The following is a 1,603-nucleotide window of genomic DNA, read 5'->3' as shown; positions in this document are numbered from 1 at the left end:
GCCCCGGACCGCTCGCGCCAGAGGCGAGCGGCCCGGGGCTTCGTCGTGCGCGCGCGCCGGTGCTACTTGTTGCGGCCGCGCTTCTCGCGGACCCGGACGGAGATGTGGATCGGGGTGCCCTCGAAGCCGAACTCCTCGCGCAGCCGGCGCTCGACGAAGCGGCGGTAGCCGTGCTCCAGGAAGCCGGAGGCGAAGAGCACGAAGCGCGGGGGCTTGGTGCCCGCCTGGGTGCCGAAGAGGATGCGCGGCTGCTTGCCGCCGCGGATCGGGTGCGGGTGGGAGGCGACGATCTCACCGAGGAAGGCGTTGAGCCGGCCGGTGGGGACGCGGGTCTCCCAGCCCTCGATCGCGGTCTCGATCGCCGGGACCAGCTTCTCCATGTGCCGGCCGGTGACGGCCGAGACGTTGACGCGCGGGGCCCAGGAGATCTGCGCGAGCTCCGTCTCGATCTCGCGCTCCAGGTAGTAGCGGCGCTCCTCGTCGAGGGTGTCCCACTTGTTGAAGGCGACGACGAGGGCGCGCCCGGCCTCCACGGCCATGGTGATGATGCGCTGGTCCTGGACGCTGATGGACTCGCTGGAGTCGATCAGGACGACGGCGACCTCGGCCTTCTCCACGGCGGCGGCCGTACGCAGCGAGGCGTAGTAGTCCGCGCCTTCCTGGAGGTGGACGCGGCGGCGGATACCCGCCGTGTCGATGAACTTCCAGGTGATGCCGCCGAGGTTGATCAGCTCGTCGACGGGGTCACGGGTGGTGCCCGCCAGCTCGTTGACGACGACCCGGTCCTCGCCCGCGACCTTGTTCAGCAGGGAGGACTTGCCGACGTTCGGGCGGCCGATCAGGGCGATGCGGCGGGGGCCGCCGAGCGCGGTGCCGAACTTCTGCGCCGGGGCGTCCGGCAGGGCCTCCAGGACGGCGTCCAGCATGTCGCCGGTGCCGCGGCCGTGGAGCGAGGAGACCGGGTAGGGCTCGCCGAGGCCGAGGGACCACAGGGCGGTGGCGTCGGCCTCGCCGCTCTGGCCGTCGACCTTGTTGGCGCAGAGGACGACGGGCTTGCCGGCCCGGCGCAGCAGCTTGACGACGGCCTCGTCGGTGTCGGTGGCGCCGACGGTGGAGTCGACGACGAAGACGACGGCGTCGGCCGTCTCGATGGCGTACTCGGCCTGGGCGGCGACGGAGGCGTCGAGGCCCAGCACGTCCTGCTCCCAGCCGCCGGTGTCGACGACCTTGAAGCGGCGGCCGGCCCATTCGGCCTCGTAGCTGACGCGGTCGCGGGTGACACCGGGCTTGTCCTGCACGACGGCCTCGCGGCGGCCGATGATCCGGTTCACCAGGGTCGACTTGCCGACATTGGGGCGGCCGACGACGGCGAGCACGGGGAGCGGGCCGTGACCGGCCTCGTCGAGGGCGCCCTCGACCTCCTCGGGGTCGAAGCCTTCCTGCGCGGCGAGCTCCATGAACTCCGCGAACTCGGCATCGCCGAGTGCTCCGTGCTCGTGGCCCGAACCGTCGGAGTGAATCTGGTCGTTCATGAAGTCCGTTCCTCTTTGCATCATCATCGATGGGCCGCGATCAGCGCGGCCCACTACTCAATTTCTCAATT

1 protein-coding gene is annotated in these 1,603 nt (G+C 71.1%); it reads right to left on the bottom strand.

The window, feature by feature from the left end:
• Positions 1-62 precede the first annotated feature (62 nt).
• Positions 63-1,532, bottom strand: a complete 1,470-nt coding sequence (gene der / locus ACFWM7_RS35225) for a ribosome biogenesis GTPase Der (RefSeq protein ID WP_383268849.1) — start codon at positions 1,530-1,532, stop codon at positions 63-65.
• Between the last annotated feature and the right edge of the window lie 71 nt (positions 1,533-1,603).

It is taken from the genome of Streptomyces sp. NPDC058375, assembly GCF_042723425.1.
GTDB classification, from domain to species: Bacteria; Actinomycetota; Actinomycetes; order Streptomycetales; family Streptomycetaceae; genus Streptomyces; species Streptomyces durocortorensis.
This window is presented reverse-complemented; position numbering and strand designations above follow the sequence as displayed.